General features: G+C 59.7%; 18 protein-coding genes. 6 read left to right on the top strand and 12 right to left on the bottom strand.

Annotated features, from left to right (window positions below):
* Positions 1–151: 151 nt before the first annotated feature.
* Entirely contained in the window at positions 152–988 is an 837-nt protein-coding gene (locus BVK86_RS19695) for an IclR family transcriptional regulator (protein ID WP_075947990.1), read from the top strand.
* A 51-nt stretch (positions 989–1039) separates the two neighbouring features.
* Here the strand turns inward: BVK86_RS19695 and BVK86_RS19690 are convergent, their stop codons facing one another.
* The gene (locus tag BVK86_RS19690) at positions 1040–1792 is read right to left on the bottom strand and encodes an anti-sigma factor family protein (RefSeq protein ID WP_075947989.1); all 753 of its coding nucleotides are present in this window, start codon (positions 1790–1792) and stop codon (positions 1040–1042) included.
* A complete protein-coding gene (locus BVK86_RS19685) occupies positions 1789–2295 on the bottom strand; it encodes a sigma-70 family RNA polymerase sigma factor (RefSeq protein ID WP_075947988.1) in 507 nt (168 codons plus the stop codon). The genes BVK86_RS19690 and BVK86_RS19685 overlap by 4 nt, the downstream gene beginning before the upstream one ends.
* Before the next feature lie 157 nt (positions 2296–2452).
* Here BVK86_RS19685 and BVK86_RS19680 point away from each other — a divergent pair, with 157 nt between their 5' ends.
* Entirely contained in the window at positions 2453–3538 is a 1086-nt protein-coding gene (locus BVK86_RS19680) for a catalase family peroxidase (protein ID WP_075947987.1), read from the top strand.
* Complete coding sequence (locus BVK86_RS19675; protein ID WP_075947986.1) at positions 3535–4080, top strand: cytochrome b; 546 nt, start codon at positions 3535–3537, stop codon at positions 4078–4080. The genes BVK86_RS19680 and BVK86_RS19675 overlap by 4 nt, the downstream gene beginning before the upstream one ends.
* Positions 4081–4184: 104 nt before the next feature.
* Here the strand turns inward: BVK86_RS19675 and BVK86_RS19670 are convergent, their stop codons facing one another.
* Together BVK86_RS19670 and BVK86_RS19665 are read right to left on the bottom strand one after the other, a co-directional pair.
* A complete protein-coding gene (locus BVK86_RS19670; protein WP_075947985.1) occupies positions 4185–5336 on the bottom strand; it encodes a M14 family metallopeptidase in 1152 nt (383 codons plus the stop codon).
* 481 nt (positions 5337–5817) lie between these two features.
* Positions 5818–6159 carry a DUF6124 family protein gene (locus BVK86_RS19665; protein WP_075947984.1) on the bottom strand — a complete coding sequence of 114 codons (342 nt, stop codon included), beginning with the start codon at positions 6157–6159 and terminating at the stop codon, positions 5818–5820.
* Positions 6160–6288: 129 nt separating this feature from the next.
* Here BVK86_RS19665 and BVK86_RS19660 point away from each other — a divergent pair, with 129 nt between their 5' ends.
* Positions 6289–6927 carry a LexA family protein gene (locus BVK86_RS19660; RefSeq protein WP_075947983.1) on the top strand — a complete coding sequence of 213 codons (639 nt, stop codon included), beginning with the start codon at positions 6289–6291 and terminating at the stop codon, positions 6925–6927.
* A gap of 39 nt (positions 6928–6966) precedes the next feature.
* Here the strand turns inward: BVK86_RS19660 and BVK86_RS19655 are convergent, their stop codons facing one another.
* From BVK86_RS19655 to BVK86_RS19640, 4 genes are read right to left on the bottom strand one after another with little or no spacing between them, the layout of a single operon-like run.
* Positions 6967–8913 carry an acetyl/propionyl/methylcrotonyl-CoA carboxylase subunit alpha gene (locus BVK86_RS19655; RefSeq protein WP_075947982.1) on the bottom strand — a complete coding sequence of 649 codons (1947 nt, stop codon included), beginning with the start codon at positions 8911–8913 and terminating at the stop codon, positions 6967–6969.
* The gene (locus BVK86_RS19650) at positions 8913–9728 is read right to left on the bottom strand and encodes a gamma-carboxygeranoyl-CoA hydratase (protein ID WP_075947981.1); all 816 of its coding nucleotides are present in this window, start codon (positions 9726–9728) and stop codon (positions 8913–8915) included. The genes BVK86_RS19655 and BVK86_RS19650 overlap by 1 nt, the downstream gene beginning before the upstream one ends.
* A 13-nt stretch (positions 9729–9741) precedes the next feature.
* Entirely contained in the window at positions 9742–11349 is a 1608-nt protein-coding gene (locus BVK86_RS19645) for a carboxyl transferase domain-containing protein (RefSeq protein ID WP_075947980.1), read from the bottom strand.
* Between the two features lie 13 nt (positions 11350–11362).
* Positions 11363–12526, bottom strand: a complete 1164-nt coding sequence (locus BVK86_RS19640) for an isovaleryl-CoA dehydrogenase (RefSeq protein WP_075947979.1) — start codon at positions 12524–12526, stop codon at positions 11363–11365.
* A gap of 292 nt (positions 12527–12818) precedes the next feature.
* Here BVK86_RS19640 and BVK86_RS19635 point away from each other — a divergent pair, with 292 nt between their 5' ends.
* The gene (locus tag BVK86_RS19635) at positions 12819–14516 is read left to right on the top strand and encodes an AMP-binding protein (RefSeq protein ID WP_075947978.1); all 1698 of its coding nucleotides are present in this window, start codon (positions 12819–12821) and stop codon (positions 14514–14516) included.
* Positions 14517–15200: 684 nt separating this feature from the next.
* Here BVK86_RS19635 and BVK86_RS19625 read toward each other — a convergent pair.
* From BVK86_RS19625 to BVK86_RS19615, 3 genes are all read right to left on the bottom strand, one after another.
* Complete coding sequence (locus tag BVK86_RS19625) at positions 15201–16100, bottom strand: hydroxymethylglutaryl-CoA lyase (protein WP_075947977.1); 900 nt, start codon at positions 16098–16100, stop codon at positions 15201–15203.
* Between the two features lie 60 nt (positions 16101–16160).
* Positions 16161–16562: a MerR family transcriptional regulator gene (locus tag BVK86_RS19620; RefSeq protein ID WP_075947976.1), complete on the bottom strand. Its 402-nt coding sequence runs from the start codon at positions 16560–16562 to the stop codon at positions 16161–16163.
* 206 nt (positions 16563–16768) lie between these two features.
* On the bottom strand, positions 16769–17698 hold the full coding sequence (locus BVK86_RS19615; RefSeq protein ID WP_075947975.1) for a LysR family transcriptional regulator: 930 nt from the start codon (positions 17696–17698) through the stop codon (positions 16769–16771).
* 165 nt (positions 17699–17863) lie between these two features.
* Here BVK86_RS19615 and BVK86_RS19610 point away from each other — a divergent pair, with 165 nt between their 5' ends.
* Positions 17864–19093 carry an acyl-CoA dehydrogenase gene (locus BVK86_RS19610; protein ID WP_075947974.1) on the top strand — a complete coding sequence of 410 codons (1230 nt, stop codon included), beginning with the start codon at positions 17864–17866 and terminating at the stop codon, positions 19091–19093.
* A gap of 79 nt (positions 19094–19172) precedes the next feature.
* Here BVK86_RS19610 and BVK86_RS19605 read toward each other — a convergent pair whose 3' ends face one another.
* Positions 19173–20513, bottom strand: coding sequence for a substrate-binding domain-containing protein (locus tag BVK86_RS19605; RefSeq protein ID WP_075947973.1), 1341 nt, complete (start codon positions 20511–20513; stop codon positions 19173–19175).
* Positions 20514–20535: the final 22 nt, after the last annotated feature.

Here is a 20535-nt window from a genome sequence, read left to right as displayed (position 1 = left end):
TCGACTTGAGTCGGCTGCCGCTGTTGTTCGAATCGCCCCTGTCTGGACGCAGATTAGGACGAAGACTAGGATGGGCTCAATGGCCTATTTCACTGAGGCGATAACTATTTTCAGTTTTATTCGATCAGTAAATTAATTGTCGAGAAACTAAATGTCATATTCCATTGAGCGGAATGAAACGAAAAATGAGGTCGGTGTCGGCGCCGTCTCAAGGTTGTTTGCGGTGCTGCGTGCCTTGGGCGATACCGTCGAAGGGGGCGAGCGGGTCACACAATTGGCCCAACACATCGGCTTGTCGCAACCGACCACCCACCGTTTGCTGCGCAGCCTGATGGACGAGGGCATGGTTGAGCAGGATGCGCGCAGCAAACGCTATCGCCTGAGCCTGGATTTTTTCGCTCTGGCCGCCCGCGCGGGCAACAGTGGCAACTTGCGTGAACTGGTGCGTCCGTCGCTGTTGCGGCTGTCGGCCTCGTTGGGTGACTCATTGTTTTTGCTGGCGCGCAGTGGTTTCGATGCGATTTGCCTGGACCGCAGTGAAGGGCCGTTTCCGATTCGAACGTTCACCGGCGACATCGGCGGTCGCGTAGCGTTGGGCGTGGGTCAGGGCAGCCTGGCAATTCTGGCGTTCCTGCCGGAAGAAGAGCGGGACACGGTGATCCACTACAACTTGCCCCGGTTGAAGGATTTTCACTTGTACGACGAAGTGTTCCTGCGCTCGGAAGTCGAGAACGTACGCAATCTTGGATATGCCGGGCGCAACACTGGCGTGTTGCAGGGCATGGCGGGGGTGGCGGTGCCGATTCTCGATCGTGAAGGGCGGGCAGTGGCAGCGTTGAGTGTGGCGACCGTGACGGACCGGCTGGGGCCCGATCGCTTGCCGACGGTGGTGGACATGCTCAAGCGGGAAGCGGCGCTGATCGGGCCGCGGATCAACCCGTTCGATCCGCTGCTGCGACGACCTTCGCAGGTATTTGGGCAGGGGTGATGGTTGAGTCACCCTGTAGGAGGCAGCAAGCTGGCTCCTGCAAAGGGGGCGTCAGAATTGCACCTTCTGCCTCAGCAACTGCGCAGCCGGCGTATCCGTCGGGCTGACCATCGCGTAGTTGTAACCACCTCCGGACCAATATTCGGCCTGCAACCCGCCATCGCTGCGGCTGCCCCTTGGCAGCAGGTTATTTTTCGGTCCCGGCGGGCGCACGTAAAAGCTGATCTTCTGACCGCCCTGATTCTCGTAGACCACCATCGCCGCCGGCCCCTGTTCGGTGCTGAGCAAGCGCCCACTCACCGGTTTGAACCCGGCGCCGGCAAAATCGGGCAGACGATAGGCCTGGATGAAGTAACGGTCGAGCCAGCCCTGCATGTCGCCGTCGTCGCTGGCCTTGTAGTCCGCTGGCAAAAAACCTTGCTGGGCAATCAGGCGATAGGCCTGCAAGGCATCAGTCATCGGCAGTTGAGTGCTGACGAAAGTCATTTCCCGGGCCTGCCAGCCACCGAAGCCACCGATACTGACGGCGATCAGCAACATGGCTGCGCTGGCCAGATGGCGGCGCGATCGGCGTTTCAGACGTTGGCGAATCATGAGGGGATCGAGTTCCGGATTGGCCGGTTGCTGCAACGCGCCACTCAGGGCCGCCCGCAGTTGCTGGGCATCTTGCTGCCAGGCGCGTACTTGCATGGCAACCTGCGGATTACTTGCGAGAAAAGTCTCAACCAGACGTCGATCTTGCTCGCTGAGTTGGTGGTCGACGTAGGCGTGCAAGTCACGCTCGCTTGGGGGCATGCTGATCATTTGAGTCTCCGCAGGGCAGGGCGGGTGATTTCGCCTTCACTGAGTTGGCGCAAGGCCTGTCGGGCCCGGGACAGGCGGGACATCACGGTGCCGGTGGGGACGTCGAGAATTTCGGCGACCTCTTTATAACTCAGGCCTTCCACTGACACCCACAGCAGCAATGCGCGCTGTTCAGCAGGCAGTCGGTCGAAGGCTTCGAGAGTCGATTGGGCGATCACGGTGCGCTCTACGGAAGGCTGCGCATCGTCGCGTCCGGTAAAAAATTCGAGCATTCGCGCATAGCGCCTTGTGCGTCGGTGCGCATCGAGAAATTGTCGATACAGAATCGAAAACAGCCAGGCGCGCAAATCTCCGTCGCTATGTCTGCTGCCCCAATTCGACAGCGCACGCTCCAGACTGGCTTGCACCAGGTCGTCGGCGCTGCTGGCGTTGCGCGTCAACGACACCGCAAACCGGCGCAATCTGGGAATGATTTCTCTCAGTTGTTCGTCGATATCGTTCATGAAGTTCTGATGAGTCACTACGCTTGGGACTAGGAAGACGCCCGGTACCGGAGGTTATTCCACGGCTGAAAAAATAAATATCGCCCGCTGGAATAAACCTGCGCGCGGTTCGTCTGCTTGATTCTTCTCATCTGTGGCCGATGGCCTGGAGTTATTCATGGTAGATCGATCATCGCCGCCCACCCGGCCACCCCTGAGCACTGCGAGCCTGATCTTGCGTCTGGCGGGCATCGCTGTTGTCGTCGCTGTCGTCGCCGGGGCGTTTGCCTACGTCAATGGCACCTTTGACCCCCAGCGCCTGACGCCGAAAAAGCTGATCAATGTGCTGGAGACCAACAACGGTGTGCACCCGGGATTCCGCCGCAACCACTCCAAAGGCGTGTGCGTGATCGGTCATTTCGAGAGCAGCGGCGAGGCGCGCAGTTATTCCAGCGCCCAGGTGTTTAACGACCCGCGAACACCGGTGGTTGGACGTTTTGCTTTGCCAGCCGGTAATCCTTATGCGCCGGACAGTGGCGTGCCCATCCGCAGCCTGGCGTTGCGCTTCACCCAGGCCAACGGCCAGCAATGGCGCACCGGGATGAACAGCATGCCGGTGTTCCCGGTGGCCACGCCCGAGGCGTTCTATCAATTGCAGCAGGCGCAATCACCGGATCCGGCCACCGGCAAACCGGACCCCAAGGCTGTGCCAGCATTTTTCGGTTCACATCCGGAGGCCGGACCGTTCCTGGCCTGGATCAAGACCGCCAAGCCGTCGGCCAGTTACGTGACGGAAACCTACAACAGCGTCAACGCGTTTTACCTGGTGAACGCCGCTGGACAACGGCAGGCGGTGCGCTGGAGCATGGTGCCGGTGGCTCAAGATGCACCGGGCGCGACGGCCCCGGAGGGCAGCGATTATCTGGAAAAAGACCTGGTTCAACGCATCGCCGCTGGACCGTTGCGTTGGCAGTTGAACATCACCCTGGCCAACCCTGGCGACCCGGTGAACGACGCCAGCAAAGCCTGGCCTGAAGGGCGCAAAGTGTTGAACGCCGGCACCCTGGTGCTGGATAAAACCCAGCCGCAACTCGACGGCGAATGCCGTGATATCAATTACGACCCACTGGTACTGCCTGCCGGTATCGAAGGTTCCGACGACCCGTTGCTCGCCGCACGTTCTGCCGGTTACGCCAACTCCTACCTGCGCCGCACCAGCGAAGTCAGCCAGTTACCCGCCGCCAAACAGGAGGCCCAGCAATGAACGCCCAACCGAACCATTTCGCTCCCTTGGCGCGACTGCTGCATTGGCTGATGGCGTTGATGATCATCGCCATGCTGTTCATCGGCGCGGGCATGGTCGCCTCGGTATCCGAGCGTCATGAATGGCTGATCAATCTGCACAAACCTTTAGGCGTTGCAATTTTGCTGCTGGTCATCGTGCGTCTTGTTGTGCGTTTTTCCACCCCACAGCCGCCGCTGCCAGCAGACCTGCCGGGCTGGCAATCGCTGGCCGCCAAGGCATCCCACTTCTTGCTGTACGCCTTGATGCTGATTCTGCCACTGCTGGGTTGGGCGATGATTTCGGCGTCGGGCGAACCGGTGATGCTCAGCAATTCGCTGCAATTACCGTCGATTGTGTCCGCCAACGCGCAGCTGTTCGCGTTTTTGCGCAAAGCGCACGGGTATCTGGCTTATCTGCTGTTTCTGACGGTGTTGCTGCATTTGGCGGCGGCGTTGTTTCACGGCTGGGTGCGGCGCGATGAGGTGCTGGACAGCATGTTGCGGGGTAAGGATCGCGGTTAATCGCCGCCTGAAAAAAAGATCGCGGCCTCCGGCAGTTCCTACAGAGATACGTCGCTCTGTGTAGGAGCGGCCGAAGGCCGCGATCTTCTGTTTTTGAAGGGTGATCAGCGCAGGGTGTCTACCATCTCTGCCACCGTCGTCAACACATCCTTGCCCAACTGTTTCGACCGCTTGCCCGACCAGCCGGTCAGCGGGTTCGGATGATCATCGTGATCCTTGAACGGCATTTCCAGGGTCAACGACAGGCAATCAAACTTCTGACCCACGCTGTTGCAGGCCAGTGTCATGTTGGCCTGGCCCGGCTCGTCGCGGGTGTAGCCGTACTTGGTCTGAAAGTCCTTGGTGGTGCGCTTGAGGTGGCTACGGAAGTGTTCTTCGAGTTTTTCGATGCGCGGCGTGTAGCCTGGGTTGCCTTCGCAAGCAGCGGTGAATACGTGCGGGATTTCTTCGTCGCCGTGCACGTCGATGAACAAATCGACGCCGTACTTTGCCATCTGCTGCTGTACGAAAAAGACTTCCGGGCTGATTTCCGGGCTGGCGTTCTGCCAGGCGCGGTTCAGGTCCTGGCCCATGGCGTTAGTGCGCAGGTGACCGTGGAAGGCACCGTCCGGGTTCATGTTTGGCACCAGGTACAGGTCGGCGCTGGCCAGCAGTTTGTTCAACACCGGGTCGTCGTGATGTTCAAGGCGTTCGATGACGCCTTCCATGAACCATTCGGCCATGTGTTCGCCCGGATGTTGCTGGGCGATGATCCAGACCTTGCGCTGGCCTTCGGCGCCGGTGCCTTTGCGCAGTAACTGAATGTCGCGACCTTCGACGCTCTTGCCGGTGGCCAGCAGTTCGGTGCCGGCCTTGGTCAGTGCCTGCTCGATCAACCAGTCGTGACGACCACGGCTGTAGGGTTCGAAGTAGGCGAACCAGGCGTGGGTCTGGGTGGCTTCCAGGCAGAAGCGCAGGCAGTCGCCTTCGAAGATGGTCGGTACGCGAAACCAGTTCACATGGTCGTAAGAGGCGACCGCTTGATAGCCGTCCCAGGCCTTGTTGTAGGAAGACTGGCTGGCATTGTTCAGACGAAACCAGTGTTCCTGGCCGACGTGCAGGCCGCTGGCCTTGAAGTGAAACCATTGAAAATGGTTGCTTTTGGTATCGGGGCGGATCGCCAGCAGAGGCTTGAGCGGGTCGCTAAGGTCGATGACTTGAATGTTACCGCTGTCGAAGTTGGCGCTAATGTCGAAAGAGGATTTAGCCACGGTCATAATCGGTTCCTGAATATGATTTTTATGGCGACTACTTTACACGCAAGAGTGAGGTGGAACCGAGGGATATTGCGGGGTGGAGCGGGGGGCGTCTTCCTTGACGCGGTCGCAGCTTAGAGATTGCGCGATTGATTCTCAAGTGCTATTTGCCATTCGCAGGCCCTAATGATCGCAGGCTTCTCTTGCCAACCAATATTCTTTTGATATCATCCGCGCCATCGAATGTGCGGCACCCAAAGACTTCATTAGCCTGAAGCTATAAGCCAGAAAACTGGCAAAAAAAGACCCGGCAAAAAGCCGGGTCAAAAACCGTGATTAGCCTGATGAGGAGATAGTCCAGGAGACCGACCTAAGGTCCCTTGGGCCATCGACTGATCTCGCGATCAGTTGATGCAATAATAATCATTCTCGTTTGCAAGTCAAACGTTTTCATCCTGTCGATTGGAAAATTCTTTCCCGTCCTCTCTTTTCCACCTCCGCTTCAAGCGTTCTGGTGGCACTCCAACGACCTGTCCACCATGGCTCTGGCCATGTCGATCATGTGCACCGTCGAAAACGCCAGGTCCCGGTTTGAGCCCTGCAGATGGCTGGCTGATTCGAAAGCCGTCGCGGCAGCACATCGCAACAGGTCCGACGCATGGACCAGCGCTTCCTCACTCTTGATATTACGGTTCACGTCGAAGAAACGCTCCTCGACCTGCTCCTCTGAAACAGCTGGTTTCAAGTAATAGTCCAGTGCCCGCTGTGCAGCGGCGGAGCCTTTTGGTGAAGTGAGCGAAGTGTCGATTTGCTGATCGGGCAGGTCGTTAGCGGGTGGGTTCATGGTGATGGCAAGCTCCGTGATAGATTCAGATCCGTGAACTCATCCTAGTACGATCTGTATTTGTGACCATAAATTAAATACTACAATTTGTGTTTTGATGGCGGGAGCCTGCCACGTATCGTGCCGCACATGGATAAATGGATTGAATTGGTCAAGGCCAAGATGAGTGAACTCAAAGTCACTCAAGAGATACTCGCCGAGCGCCTCGGGATGTCCCAGGGTGGCGTCGGGCATTGGCTGACAAAACGCCGTCAGCCCGGCATCGACGACATGAACCGGGTCTTGCAGGCGCTGGGCCTGGGTTTTCTTGAAGTGGCACTGGTGATCAGGGAGCCGGGGGAGTCGCAGGACGACGAGGTTTCCCTGAAGCAGAAGTACAACCCGTACTTCCGTTACCCGGTCAGCGACTGGCGGGAAACCGGCGAGGTGCGTGATGGCGAACAGGCAACGTACCGCTTCGAATTGTCCGACTACCACGCTCGAGGCGCGGCTTTCTGGTTGACCGTGGTGGGCGATGCAATGACCGCGCCGAACGGCCCCAGCATCGCCGAGGGCATGTTGATCCTCGTGGACCCGGATCTGGACGCCGTGCCGGGCAAACTGGTTATTGCTCAGTGGCAGGACAGCAGCGAGGCAATTTTTCGCAAGTTGATCGAAGAGGGCGGGCAGCGTTACCTGGTCCCGCTTAATCCGACGTATCCGAAAGCCCTTTACACCGCCGAGTGCCGAATCATCGGCGTGGTGGTTCAGGCAACAGCCAGGTTCTGATCAGATCGGTCCACGCAACGCGTAGGACCGATCTTCATTTCACGCCTCTTCCAGTTCGACCAACGCACTGCCTTCGCTGACCATCTCGCCTTCCTGGCAATACAGCGCCTTGATCACACCCGCATGGGGTGCACGGATGCTGTGCTCCATCTTCATCGCTTCCAGTACCACCAATTGCGCCCCGGCTTCGACGGTTTGCCCGGCTTCCACCAGCACTCGCACGATGCTGCCGTTCATGGGCGCAGTCAGGCCGCCCTGATGGCTGTGACTGGCTTCAACGGCACTGATCGGGTCGTAGGACTCGATGCGGCGCAGTTCACCGTCCCATTGCAAATACACAGAATCATCACGACGGATCGCCCGTTGCTGGCGGCGCACACCCTCGCGCTCGGTGAGCAGATGCTCGCCCCGCAGTTGAGCGTTGATCTCGCCCAATGTCAGTGCGCGATCCTGACCTTCGCAGCTCAGGTGCAGGGTGATTTCTGCGGGCAAACCGGCGCGCAAACCGTTGCCGTTGACCCATGGCGAACTCGGGTCATCACCTCGCGGCGCGCGGTGCTGACTCAGGGCGAATGCTTGGGCGGCGGCCTGCCAGAACTCGTCGCTGAGCGGCGCCGGAGCCGGCAACAGCTGTTCCTGATAACGCGGGATGAAACCGGTATCCAGTTCCGCCTCGGCAAACGCCGGATGGCCGATGATCCGTCGCAGGAAGTTGATGTTGGTCTTGAGTCCGCCAATCGCAAATTCATCGAGCATGCTCAGCAGGCGCAGGCGCGCCTGTTCGCGATCCTCGCCCCAGGCAATCAGCTTGCCGAGCATCGGGTCGTAGAACGGCGAAATCTCATCGCCTTCTTCGACGCCGCTGTCGACGCGGCGTCCTGGCCCCTCAGCGGACTCGCGATACAAATCCAGACGCCCTGTCGCCGGCAAAAAGTCATTGGCCGGGTCTTCGGCGTACAGCCGCACTTCAATCGCATGACCGATCAGGGGCACTTGATCCTGGGTCATCGGCAACGCTTCGCCGCGCGCCACGCGAATCTGCCAGGCCACCAGATCGAGGCCGGTGATGGCTTCGGTGACCGGATGTTCCACTTGCAGGCGCGTGTTCATTTCCATGAAGAAGAACTCACCGCGCGCATCCAGCAAAAACTCCACGGTGCCGGCGCCGACATAGCCGATGGCCTGCGCCGAACGCACGGCGGCTTCACCCATGGCGCGACGCTGTTCCGGGCTCAAGCCCGGCGCCGGTGCTTCTTCAACGACTTTCTGGTGCCGACGCTGGATCGAGCAGTCACGTTCGTTGAGGTACAGGCAGTTGCCATGCTGATCGGCGAACACCTGGATTTCCACGTGACGCGGTTTGAGCAGGTATTTCTCCACCAGCATCCGCGAATCGCCGAACGACGATTGCGCTTCACGCTGGGCCGAGGCCAGGGCTTCGGCCAGTTGGCTGACGTCCTCGACCACTTTCATGCCCTTGCCGCCGCCGCCCGCCGTGGCCTTGAGCAACACCGGATAACCGATGCGCTCGCAGGCATCGCGGAACGTGTCGAGGTCTTGAGCTTCGCCGTGATAACCCGGCACCAGCGGCACGCCGGCCGTTGCCATCAAGGCTTTGGCCGCGGACTTGCTGCCCATGGCGTCAATGGCCGAGGCGGGTGGGCCGAGGAAGATCAGGCCAGCCGCTTCAATGGCGCGGGCGAACCCGGCGTTCTCCGACAGAAAGCCGTAGCCGGGGTGAATCGCCTGGGCACCGCTGGCCTTGGCGGCGGCGATCAGTTTGTCGATTTGCAGATAACTGTCGGCGGCTTTGCTGCCACCGAGATCGACCCGAATGTCGGCTTCGCGGCTGTGGCGGGCGTCACGGTCGGTGGCGCTGTGCACGGCCACGGTGGTCAGGCCAAGGGCCTTGGCGGTGCGCATCACCCGGCAGGCGATTTCGCCACGGTTGGCCACCAGCAGGGACGTAATAACAGGTGCGCTCATCAACGCGGCTCCTTGGTGGTGGTTTCGGCTTGCCAGCTCGGTGGACGTTTTTGCAGAAAGGCGCGCAGGCCTTCCTGACCTTCGGAGCTGACGCGGATCCGGGCGATGGCGTTTTCGGTGTAGCGGCGCAAAGCCGGGGTCAGTGATCCATCGCCGACTTCACGCAGCAAATCCTTGCTGGCGCGCATGGCAGCGGGGCTGTTGAGCAGCAGGCTGTCGATCCACTGATCGACTTTCTGTTCCAGCTCGGCAATCGGATAGCTCTCCGACAACAGACCCAGTTCCCGCGCCCGTTGCCCGCCGAAACGCTCAGCGGTCAGGGCATAGCGCCGGGTGGCGCGTTCGCCGATGGCTTGCACCACGAACGGGCTAATCACGGCTGGCGCCAGGCCGATGCGCACTTCCGACAGGCAGAACTGCGCGTCATCGGCACCGATGGCCATGTCGCAGCAACTGATCAGGCCCAACGCGCCGCCGAAGGCTGCGCCTTGCACCACGGCCAGGGTCGGGACTTTCAGTTTGGCCAGGTTGTACATCAACTCCGCCAGTTCCCGGGCGTCGTCGAGGTTGGTGTGGTAATCGAGTTCGGCCGATTGCTGCATCCAGGCCAGGTCGGCGCCGGCACTGAAGTGCTTTCCGCGGCCACGCACGATCAGAAAACGCAGGCTGGCATCACTCGCGACCTTGTCAATGGCGAGGATCAGTTCGCGGATCATTTCGGCGTTGAAGGCGTTGTTCTTTTCTTCACGGCTGAGCCACAGCGTGGCGAAACCACGGGGGTCGGTCAGCAGTTCGAGGGTGTTGAAGTCGCTCATGTTTTTCTCCCGATCACATCCGGAACACGCCGAAGCGGCTCGGTTCGATTGGCGCGTTCAACGACGCGGACAAGGCCAGGGCCAGAACATCACGGGTCTGGGCCGGGTCGATGACACCGTCATCCCATAAGCGCGCGCTGGAATAGTAGGGGTGGCCCTGCTCTTCGTATTGGTCGAGGATCGGTTGCTTGATCTCGGCTTCCTGTTCGGCACTGAAACCCTGGCCGCTGCGTTCGGCCTGCTCGCGCTTGACCTGCACCAGCACCCCTGCTGCCTGTTCGGCGCCCATCACGCCGATACGCGCATTCGGCCACATCCACAGGAAGCGCGGATCGTAGGCCCGACCGCACATGCCGTAGTTGCCGGCACCGAAACTGCCGCCGATGATCACGGTGAATTTCGGCACCTTGGCGCAGGCCACCGCTGTCACCAGTTTCGCGCCATGCTTGGCGATGCCGCCGGCCTCGTACTTCTGGCCGACCATGAAGCCGGTGATGTTCTGCAGGAACAACAGCGGGATGCCGCGCTGACAGGCCAGCTCGATAAAGTGCGCGCCTTTCTGCGCTGCTTCAGCGAACAGGATGCCGTTGTTGGCAAGGATCGCGATCGGGTAACCGTGCAGGAAGGCAAAACCGCAGACCAGCGTCGTTCCGAACAGCGCCTTGAACTCGTCGAACACCGATCCGTCCACCAGTCGCGCAATCACTTCGCGCACGTCGAACGGTTGCTTGGCGTCAGCCGGGACCACGCCGTACAACTCGTCACTGCGGTAGAGCGGGGCGATTGGCGCGCGTTGCTGAACCTCGCCTTGCTTGCGCCAGTTGAGGTTGGCCACGCTGCGTCGCGCTATCGCCAACGCGTGTTCATCGCTCTCGGCGTAATGGTCGGCCACACCGGAAATCTTGCAGTGCACATCGGCCCCTCCGAGGTCTTCGGCGCTGACCACTTCGCCGGTCGCGGCCTTCACCAGCGGCGGGCCGGCGAGGAAGATGGTCGCTTGTTCGCGGACCATGATCGCTTCGTCAGCCATGGCCGGCACATACGCGCCACCCGCGGTGCAGGAACCCATGACCACGGCGATCTGCGGGATGCCCATGGCGCTCATGTTGGCCTGGTTGAAGAAAATCCGGCCGAAGTGCTCGCGGTCCGGGAACACCTCATCCTGGCGCGGCAGGTTGGCGCCGCCAGAGTCCACCAGGTAGATGCATGGCAGACGGTTCTGCTGGGCGATGGTCTGGGCGCGCAGGTGTTTTTTCACGGTCAGCGGGTAGTACGAGCCACCTTTTACCGTGGCGTCGTTGGCGACGATCATGCATTCGACGCCTTCCACGCGGCCGATCCCGGCAATCACGCCAGCGGCGGGCACGTCTTCGCCATACACCTCGTAAGCGGCCAGTTGGCTGATTTCAAGAAACGGCGAACCTGGATCGAGCAGGCGATTGATGCGCTCGCGAGGCAGCAGTTTGCCCCGCGAAGTATGGCGTTCCTGAGCCTTCGGGCCACCGCCTTGCGCGACTTGGGCGAGCAGGGTGTGAAGGGCGTCGACCTGTTTGAGCATCGCCGCGCTATTAGCCGCGAATTCCGCTGAACGAGGGTTGAGCTGGGTATGCAAAATAGCCATGGACAGCTCCGTTTCAGCGGGTTTCGTTAAACAGTTCGCGACCGATCAGCATGCGACGGATCTCACTGGTGCCGGCGCCGATTTCGTACAGCTTGGCGTCACGCAACAGACGGCCAGCCGGGAATTCATTGATGTAGCCATTGCCGCCGAGAATCTGGATCGCGTCGAGAGCCATTTGCGTGGCACGTTCGGCGCTGTAGAGGATCACCCCGGCGGCGTCTTTGCGTGTGGTTTCGCCGCGCTCGCAGGCCTGGGCCACGGCGTACAGGTAGGCGCGGCTGGCGTTGAGTTGGGTGTACATGTCGGCCACTTTGCCCTGGATCAGCTGGAATTCGCCGATGCTTTGGCCGAACTGCTTGCGGTCGTGAATATAAGGAACGATCAGGTCCATGCAGGCCTGCATGATCCCGGTCGGGCCGCCGGACAGCACGACGCGCTCGTAGTCGAGGCCGCTCATCAACACTTTTACGCCGCCGTTGAGCACGCCGAGGATGTTCTCTTCCGGAACTTCGACGTCATCGAAGAACAGCTCACAGGTGTTCGAACCGCGCATGCCGAGCTTGTCGAACTTGTTGCTGCGGCTGAAGCCTTTCCAGTCGCGCTCCACAATAAAAGCGGTGATGCCGTGGGGGCCTTTTTCCAGGTCGGTCTTGGCGTAGATCACGTAAGTGTTGGCGTCCGGACCGTTGGTGATCCAGGTCTTGCTGCCGTTGAGCACGTACTTGTCGCCGCGTTTGTCGGCGCGCAGTTTCATCGAGACCACGTCGGACCCGGCGTTCGGTTCGCTCATCGCCAGTGCGCCGATGTGCTCGCCACTGATCAGTTTGGGCAGGTACTTGGATTTCTGTTCGTGATTGCCGTTGCGATTGATCTGGTTGACGCAGAGGTTGGAGTGGGCGCCGTAGGACAACGCAACGGAAGCCGATCCACGGCTGATTTCTTCCATCGCTACCACGTGCGCCAGGTAACCCAGGCCCGTACCGCCGAATTCTTCCGCAACGGTAATGCCCAGCAGGCCCATGTCGCCGAATTTGCGCCACAGGTCCGCGGGGAACAGGTTGTCGATGTCGATCTGAGCAGCGCGCGGGGCGATCTCTTTGGCGACGAAGGACTGAACCTGATCGCGCAGCATGTCGATGGTTTCACCGAGGGCAAAGTTCAGGGATGGGTAGCTCATGGGTCACCTTTTGGCTTTTTGTTGGGCGGGGAGAGCCGTGCTTCAGTTCTCACCTTTACGTTAACGTAAGCCTGGGACGAAACGCTGTCAATCATCCTTTACGTTAACGTCAACTTGGGCGAGAGTAGAGGCAGTTCAAGATAGAACGCGGAGCGACTTTGTGGGAGCGAGCCTGCTCGCGAATGCGTCGGATCAGTTGGCATCCTTGTTGGATTTTCTGGCCTCTTCGCGAGCGGGCTCGCTCCCACAGGTATCCGTCGGTAACCCATTAATAAAGACAATAGGGGTCGTCATGGATCAACCCAGTGCAAGCCCGCAACGCAGTTACACCCGCGGTTCCCAGGACAAAGCCTTGTTGGCGATGACCATTGGCCAGGCGTTCGATGACACGGTCGCGCGTTATCCCGCCGGGGAGGCGCTGGTGGTGCGCCATCAACAGTTGCGCTACACCTGGCAACAACTGACGGACGCCGCGGATCTGCACGCCCGAGCGCTGCTGGCGTTAGGGCTGCAAACCGGCGACCGCCTCGGCATCTGGGCGCCGAACTGCGCGCAGTGGTGCATCACGCAGATCGCCACGGCAAAAATCGGCGTGATCCTGGTGAACATCAACCCCGCCTATCGCAGTTCCGAACTCGACTACGTATTGCAGCAATCCGGCTGCCAATGGCTGGTGTGCGCCGGCGCCTTCAAGACCTCCGACTACCACGCCATGTTGCAAGGACTGGTGCCGGAGCTGGCGGAACAATCCATCGGAATGCTGAGCAGCGAACGACTGCCGGAGTTGCGGGGCGTCATCAGTCTGGATGCGCAGCCGCCCAGTGGTTTCCTGCCGTGGTCGCAACTGGCTGACCTGGCGGGCGGTGTGTCGGTTGAACAGTTGCGCGAGCGCCAAAACAGCCTGCATTTCGATCAGGCGGTGAACATCCAGTACACCTCCGGCACCACCGGTTTTCCCAAGGGCGCGACCCTCAGTCACTACAACATTCTCAATAACGGTTACATGGTTGGCGAAAGCCTCGGCTTGACCGCCGCTGATCGCCTGGTGATCCCTGTGCCGTTGTATCACTGCTTCGGCATGGTCATGGGCAATCTGGGTTGTATCACCCACGGCAGCACCATGATTTATCCCAACGATGCGTTTGATCCGCTGCTGACGCTCGGCACCGTCGCCGAAGAAAACGCCACGGCGCTGTACGGCGTGCCGACCATGTTCATCGCCATGCTTGATCAGCCGCAGCGTGCCGAATTCGACCTGTCGAGCCTGCGCACCGGGATCATGGCGGGGGCGACGTGCCCCATCGAAGTCATGCGCCGGGTCATCAATGAAATGCACATGAGCGAAGTGCAGATTGCCTACGGCATGACGGAAACCAGCCCGGTGTCGTTGCAGACCGGTCCGTCAGACGAACTGGAATTGCGTGTGACCACGGTTGGCCGCACCCAGCCGCAACTGGAAAGCAAGATCATCGATGAAGCCGGTAACCTGGTCCCACGGGGCACTATCGGTGAGCTGTGCACCCGCGGTTACAGCGTGATGCTGGGTTACTGGAACAATCCCGAAGGTACCGCGCAAGCCATTGATCAGGCGGGCTGGATGCATACCGGTGACCTGGCGAGCATGAATGACGAGGGGTACGTGTGCATCGCCGGGCGTAACAAGGACATGATCATTCGCGGCGGCGAGAACGTTTACCCGCGTGAGCTGGAAGAGTTTTTCTTCACCCATCCGGCGGTTGCGGATGTGCAGGTGATCGGCATTCCTTGTTCGCGTTATGGCGAAGAGATTGTCGCCTGGATCAAATTTCATCCGGGCCACAGCGCGACTGAGCAAGAACTGCAAACCTGGTGCAAGGAGCGCATCGCGCACTTCAAGACGCCGCGTTACTTCAAATTCGTCGAGGAGTTTCCGATGACGGTGACAGGCAAAATCCAGAAGTTCCGCATGCGCGAGATCAGTATCGAGGAGTTGCGCATCAATATAGCCTGACTCAATTCCCTGTGGGAGCGAGCCTGCTCGTGATGGCGATTGAACGTTCAGCATGGATGTTGACTGACTCGCCGCTATCGCGAGCAGGCTCGCTCCCACACGGGGCAGAGGTGAATTATCTAAATGCCAGACAGCACAAAGGGGAGCCGAAGCTCCCCTTTAATTTTCGTTGCGCGTGCTCTTTTTTTATTATTGAGGGGCGGTCTGTTTTTGTTTTTAGTGACCGTGACCCTTTACCGCTGTTTTTGGCGATCCCCATCCGGGATCAAGAGCAAACGTATTTTTTTGAGCGCTGATCTACTTTTTCGCTGAGCGATCCAACCAGTTCGGGAGCTACCTGAAGGTAGTTTTATTGTTCTCTGCCCGGTTGCGGGTAACTCCGAAAAGCACCCTGAAAAGCACATCTTCTCCAAAAAAATCTGTTAGCTGCGTCTCTGCCGTGTTGTTTTTGTTATGTCAGAGTCGTTACGTCTTGTTTTTATTAGGGTTGCCGCAATTTTTTTATTCTTGTTGTGCGATAGAGATAGCAGGAGCCGTGCCAACTTCTAAAAACCCTTTAAAATCAAATAGTTGTAGATTTGTTAGGTTTTTCGTCCCAAGTCAAACCCTACATTTTGTTTCCGTGTTACTCGATTGCGCCCCCGCTTCTGAGTTTGCGGTAACACCCGGACACATTCCCCCCACTCAGTGTGCGCTGCGGGCCTTGGCCACCCGGGAGCCTGTTGGGCGCCCCAGTACAGAGCAAATTTGCTGGCCGGCGAGAATCAACGCGTCCAGGTCGATTCCGGTTTCGATGCCAAGGCCGTTGAGCAGGTACACCACGTCTTCGGTGGCGACGTTACCGCTGGCCCCCTTGGCGTAAGGGCAGCCACCGAGGCCGGCGATAGAACTGTCGAATACCGAGATGCCCTCCAGCAGGCTGGCGTAGATGTTGGCCATGGCCTGACCGTAGGTGTCGTGGAAATGCCCGGCCAGTTTTTCTCGCGGAACATCAGCCGACACCACTTCGAACATCTTGCGCGTTGCGCCAGCGGTACCGGTGCCGATGGTGTCGCCCAGCGAAACCTCATAACAGCCCATGGCGTACAGCTCGCGGGCCACCCGTGCGACCTGCTCCGGCGCGACGTTACCTTCATAAGGGCAGCCCAGCACACAGGACACGTACCCACGCACCGTCACACCGTGCTGCCTGGCCGCGTCCATGATCGGCACGAAACGCGCCAGACTTTCGCTGATCGAGCAATTGATGTTGCGTTGGGAAAACGCCTCGGAGGCTGCCGCGAACACCGCGACCTCTTTCACGCCACTGGCCAGGGCATCTTCAAAACCGCGCAGGTTGGGGGCGAGGGCACCATAGGTAACGCCCGGCTTGCGCTGGATCTGTGCGAAAACTTCGGCGGAACCGGCCATCTGTGGCACCCACTTGGGCGACACGAAACTGCCGACTTCTATATAGCCCAGGCCTGCAGCCGTGAGTGCGTCGACCAGTTGCACCTTGTCGGTAACACTGATGGGCCGGGCTTCGTTTTGCAGACCGTCGCGCGGGCCGACTTCGACAAGGCGTACGTGGGAGGGGAGGGACATGGGAATCGACCTGTGGTTTTTGTCTTGAGGCTACAAAGATCCTGTGGGAGCGGTGTCGGGTTATTGAACCGAATCCTGGCTTTTGAGCGTCTGCTCCAGCGCCTGCACGCAGCGCTCTTCGGCGGTATCAAGCTCCAGCTTCATTTGTTCGATGTCCAGCAACTGTTGCTCCAGCTGTTCCCGGCGTTCGCTGATTTTCTCGAGCATGCTGTGCAGTTGCCTGGTGTTACCGCTGGACGGGTCGTAGAGCTCGATCAGTTCGCGGCATTCGGCCAGGGAAAAACCGATGCGCTTGCCCCGCAGGATCAGTTTCAGGCTGACTTTGTCACGGGGCGAGTAAATACGTTCCTGACCACGGCGCTCGGGGCTGAGCAGGCCTTGTTCTTCATAGAAGCGAATGGCCCGTGTGGTGATGTCGAGCTCGCGGGCGAGGTCGGAGATGCTGTAGGTCTGGCTGCTCATGGAAGCGCTCGCAAAAGGTCATGGCGCTAAGCTAATGGCAGGTTGACGTTTACGTCAAGGGGCATTGGTTTTCGCTGTTATTGCTGGCCCCATCGCGAGCAGGTTCGCTCCCACAGTGGCTTTTCATTGAACTCAATGTCTGTGTACGACAAATCATCCTTGTGGGAGCGAGCCTGCTCGCGAAGAAGTCACCTCGGTTTCAAGTCCTACAGCTTCTCGAGCTTCTTCTCATGCGCCGTCACCTGTTGGCACAACTCGATCATCTGCTCGCGCATCCAGCGGTTGGCCGGGTCCTGGTCGGTGCTTTCGTGCCAGTAAAGGTGGGTTTCCACCGGCGGCACGTCGTTGACCGGCAGATTGAAGGCGTGCAAATCGTTACGGCGGGCGAAGCGTTCCGGCACGGTCATGACCATGTCCGTTTGCTGCATCACCTGTGAGGCCATCAGGTAATGCTGGGAGCGAAGGGCGATCTTGCGCTGGATGCCCATCTTGCCCAGGGCCAAGTCGACATAGCCCAGACCGCTGCGCCGGCTGGAGATATGGATGTGGGTCAGGCCCAGGTATTCGTCAAGGCTGAGCTTTTCCTTGCCCGCCAGCGGATGCCCCTTGCGCATGGCGCAGACGTAGCGATCCTCCATCAACTTGACGTGGCGCACTTGCGGGTCGGTGTTGAGCGGTGCATCTACGGCGAAATCGAGGCGACCGGCCGCCAGTTCCTTGGTGGTCTCGCGGCGTTTGGACAGGAAACTCTCGATGATCACCGTCGGCGCGAGGCGGCGCAGGCGCTGGAACAGCGGCGGCAGGATCACCGCTTCGGTGAGGTCGGTCATGCTGATGCGATAGGTCTTGTTCGCCTGTTGCGGGTTGAAAATGCGGCTTTCCTGTACGGAGATGCGCAGCAGCGAGAGGGCGTTACGCACCGGCCCGATGATGTTCTGCGCCATCGGCGTGGGCACCATGCCCTGGGCTGTGCGCACGAACAATGGGTCGTTGAAGGTCTCGCGCAACCGGGCCAGAGCATTCGACACTGCCGGTTGGGTAATGCCCACGATCTGCCCGGCACGGGTCAGGTTGGCTTCGGTGTAGATCGCGTCGAAGACGATGAAAAGGTTGAGGTCGACCTTGCTCAGGTTCATTACGCGGCTCTCTTATTGTAAGGACGGGCTGACCGTGACGATCAGCCGATCATATATCGGTGATGAATGTTTATACACGGCGAGAATAGGCTAGGTAAATTATCAACGCTGTTCTAGCATCGATACATGACCTAAAACAACCTCCCCCAAGAAGGTATCTCGCTCATGGATTTCGCTTATTCGCCTAAGGTTCAGGAACTGCGTGAGCGCGTAACCGCGTTCATGGACACCTACGTCTATCCCGCCGAAGCCGTGTTCGAGCGCCAGGTTGCCGAAGGTGATCGCTGGCAGCCGACGGCGATCATGGAAGAACTCAAACTCAAGGCCAAGGCTGAAGGCCTGTGGAATTTGTTTCTGCCTGAGTCCGAGCTCGGCGCCGGCCTGACCAACCTCGAGTACGCGCCATTGGCGGAAATCATGGGCCGTTCGCTGCTGGGGCCAGAGCCATTCAACTGCTCGGCGCCGGATACCGGCAACATGGAAGTGCTGGTGCGTTACGCCAACGAAGAGCAAAAGCAGCGCTGGCTGGAGCCGTTGCTGCGTGGCGAGATCCGCTCGGCGTTCGCCATGACCGAACCGGACGTTGCGTCCTCCGATGCCACCAACATGGCGGCCCGTGCGGTGCGCGATGGTGACGAATGGGTCATCAATGGCAAGAAATGGTGGACGTCAGGTGCATGCGATCCGCGCTGCAAGATCCTGATCTTCATGGGCCTGAGCAACCCCGATGCGCCGCGCCATGCCCAGCACTCGATGATTCTGGTGCCGGTGGACGCTCCCGGCGTGAAGATCGTGCGCCCGCTGCCGGTGTTCGGTTACGACGACGCGCCCCATGGTCACGCCGAAGTGCATTTCGAAAACGTGCGGGTGCCGTACGAAAACGTCCTGTTGGGCGAAGGACGCGGCTTTGAAATCGCCCAAGGTCGCCTCGGCCCGGGCCGGATTCACCACTGCATGCGTTCGATCGGCATGGCTGAGCGGGCGCTGGAACTGATGTGCAAGCGCTCGGTGAACCGCACCGCGTTCGGCAAGCCTCTGGCGCGCCTGGGCGGCAACATCGACAAGATTGCCGACTCGCGGATGGAGATCGACATGGCGCGCCTGCTGACGTTGAAAGCGGCGTACATGATGGACACTGTCGGCAACAAAGTGGCGAAAAGCGAGATTGCGCAGATCAAGGTCGTGGCGCCAAACGTGGCCTTGCGGGTGATCGACCGGGCGATTCAGATGCACGGCGGGGCAGGGGTTTCCAACGATTTTCCGCTGGCCTACATGTACGCCATGCAACGCACCCTGCGTCTGGCCGACGGCCCGGACGAAGTGCACCGCGCGGCAATCGGCAAATTCGAAATCGGCAAATATGTGCCGAAAGAAATGATGCGTAGCGGGCAGTGACACCACGGTATCTTTTCTGATGAGTGAATACTGGTGGCGAGGGAGCAAGCTCCCTTGCCACATTTATTCGTGTTTCAACTCAATACACCCAAACCTCAACCCGCCGGTTCTTGATCCGCCCTTCATCCGCACTGTTGGCCGCCACCGGCATCTCGGCGCCAAAGCCGCGAACGTCGCGCAACACCACGCCGCTTTTCACCAGCTCCCGACGTACCGCCATGGCCCGCAGTTTCGACAGCAGGTCGGCCCGCGCCGGGTCATCCTTGGCATCGCCGAACCCCACCAGGGTCACCTGCCGATCTGTCTTTTGGTGCTGCTCTATATAGTCGAGTACCCGGGACAAGTCCTGTCGCGCCTTGTTGTCCAGACTGGCGCTGCCTTCGTCGAAACGGAAATTTACCGACAGCCGCTGGGCGTGACGACTGAGCGCCTGATAGCCCTCGGGCATCAATGCATTCGGGGCGACGGCCATGGCCTGTACGGTCTGGGCGATAAAGCCGTTGGCAGCAACGATCGCCTGGCCTTTGCTACTTTGGGCAAACGTCACCAGCGCTTGCGCCCAGGGATTTTTCCCGTTGGGCGGCAGGTAAAAAAACAAGCGGCGCGACAGCGGATAATCTTCCGTGGCGATCAGGTTATTGAGCGGCAGCATGGCCTGTGACGGCCCATCGACAATCGCTAACGCTTTGGCCTGGCGTACGTAGGGCAAACCGATAAAACCGATACCCTGCGGGTCCGCACTGACGGCATCGGACAGCTGTTCGCTGGATTCGAAGCGTTTGGTTGTACTGCTCAGACTTTTCCCACGAGGGCTCAGGACCAATTCCTTGAAGGTGTCGTAGGTGCCGGATTGATCATCCCGCGCATAAAGATGAATCGTCCCACCGCCGCCGCCGAGTTCTTCCCAGGTTTTGACTTCGCCACTGAAAACCCGCGCCAGTTGCACAGTGTCCAGTTGATTCAGCGGATTTTGCGGATGGAGGATGATTGCCAGGCCGTCGATGGCAATGACCTGCTCGGCACCGGGGCTTTTCAGGTCGCCGAAAGACTCGAGGCTCAGCAGTTCGCTGTCCTTGATCGGACGGGAAGAGGCGGCGAGGTCGGCGCCGCCATTTTTCAGCGCACTGAAACCGGTACTGGAACCATGGGCCGCGAGTTCCACTTCGACCCGACGGCCTTGAGCGGTTTCGGCGACGACCCGCATTTCATTGGCTTTGTCCGGGGCTTCGCTGTGAACCTTGAGCAGGCCCTGTTCGCGCAGCAGCCCTTCGACCAACGCCGGGCCCAAGGCTGCACCGATGGTGTTGGAGCCCTGGATGCGCAGCACCGGGCCGTGGTCGGCAACCGGCAACACGCCGGCCGTGGCCGTTTGCGGCAATCCGATGCACAGCATCAACAGGAACAATACGCGCAGCGTCATGCCGGCACCTTACATAGCCCAA

It is taken from the genome of Pseudomonas reinekei (genome assembly GCF_001945365.1).
Classification (GTDB): Bacteria; Pseudomonadota; Gammaproteobacteria; order Pseudomonadales; family Pseudomonadaceae; genus Aquipseudomonas; species Aquipseudomonas reinekei.
Note: the sequence above shows the minus strand (reverse complement) of the source record. Positions and strands in the feature narration are given on the sequence as shown.

Bases quoted from the DNA above. Each gene is read 5' to 3' on its own strand.
- BVK86_RS19695 (WP_075947990.1), top strand. From the start codon at position 152: ATGTCATATTCCATTGAGCGGAATGAAACGAAAAATGAGGTCGGTGTC.
- BVK86_RS19690 (WP_075947989.1), bottom strand. From the start codon at position 1,792: ATGATCAGCATGCCCCCAAGCGAGCGTGACTTGCACGCCTACGTCGAC.
- BVK86_RS19685 (WP_075947988.1), bottom strand. From the start codon at position 2,295: ATGAACGATATCGACGAACAACTGAGAGAAATCATTCCCAGATTGCGC.
- BVK86_RS19680 (WP_075947987.1), top strand. From the start codon at position 2,453: ATGGTAGATCGATCATCGCCGCCCACCCGGCCACCCCTGAGCACTGCG.
- BVK86_RS19675 (WP_075947986.1), top strand. From the start codon at position 3,535: ATGAACGCCCAACCGAACCATTTCGCTCCCTTGGCGCGACTGCTGCAT.
- BVK86_RS19670 (WP_075947985.1), bottom strand. From the start codon at position 5,336: ATGACCGTGGCTAAATCCTCTTTCGACATTAGCGCCAACTTCGACAGC.
- BVK86_RS19665 (WP_075947984.1), bottom strand. From the start codon at position 6,159: ATGAACCCACCCGCTAACGACCTGCCCGATCAGCAAATCGACACTTCG.
- BVK86_RS19660 (WP_075947983.1), top strand. From the start codon at position 6,289: ATGGATAAATGGATTGAATTGGTCAAGGCCAAGATGAGTGAACTCAAA.
- BVK86_RS19655 (WP_075947982.1), bottom strand. From the start codon at position 8,913: ATGAGCGCACCTGTTATTACGTCCCTGCTGGTGGCCAACCGTGGCGAA.
- BVK86_RS19650 (WP_075947981.1), bottom strand. From the start codon at position 9,728: ATGAGCGACTTCAACACCCTCGAACTGCTGACCGACCCCCGTGGTTTC.
- BVK86_RS19645 (WP_075947980.1), bottom strand. From the start codon at position 11,349: ATGGCTATTTTGCATACCCAGCTCAACCCTCGTTCAGCGGAATTCGCG.
- BVK86_RS19640 (WP_075947979.1), bottom strand. From the start codon at position 12,526: ATGAGCTACCCATCCCTGAACTTTGCCCTCGGTGAAACCATCGACATG.
- BVK86_RS19635 (WP_075947978.1), top strand. From the start codon at position 12,819: ATGGATCAACCCAGTGCAAGCCCGCAACGCAGTTACACCCGCGGTTCC.
- BVK86_RS19625 (WP_075947977.1), bottom strand. From the start codon at position 16,100: ATGTCCCTCCCCTCCCACGTACGCCTTGTCGAAGTCGGCCCGCGCGAC.
- BVK86_RS19620 (WP_075947976.1), bottom strand. From the start codon at position 16,562: ATGAGCAGCCAGACCTACAGCATCTCCGACCTCGCCCGCGAGCTCGAC.
- BVK86_RS19615 (WP_075947975.1), bottom strand. From the start codon at position 17,698: ATGAACCTGAGCAAGGTCGACCTCAACCTTTTCATCGTCTTCGACGCG.
- BVK86_RS19610 (WP_075947974.1), top strand. From the start codon at position 17,864: ATGGATTTCGCTTATTCGCCTAAGGTTCAGGAACTGCGTGAGCGCGTA.
- BVK86_RS19605 (WP_075947973.1), bottom strand. From the start codon at position 20,513: ATGACGCTGCGCGTATTGTTCCTGTTGATGCTGTGCATCGGATTGCCG.